Genomic DNA, 255 nt, shown 5'->3' on the forward strand with positions numbered 1-255 from the left:
CTGCCCGTAAGACCGGGATAACTACCGGAAACGGTAGCTAATACCGGATAATTTATCGCTTCGCATGGAGCGGTAATGAAAGACGGAGCAATCTGTCACTTACGGATGGGCCTGCGGCGCATTAGCTAGTTGGTGAGGTAACGGCTCACCAAGGCGACGATGCGTAGCCGACCTGAGAGGGTGAACGGCCACACTGGGACTGAGACACGGCCCAGACTCCTACGGGAGGCAGCAGTAGGGAATCTTCCGCAATGG

The 255-nt window shown here is 56.5% G+C and carries 1 rRNA gene; it reads left to right on the forward strand.

Annotated features, from left to right (window positions below):
• Window positions 1–255: ribosomal RNA gene (locus KI367_RS26885) — 16S ribosomal RNA — on the forward strand; the annotation flags it as partial.

Source organism: Paenibacillus cookii (assembly GCF_018333375.1).
In the GTDB taxonomy this organism is placed as follows: Bacteria; Bacillota; Bacilli; order Paenibacillales; family Paenibacillaceae; genus Paenibacillus_AQ; species Paenibacillus_AQ cookii.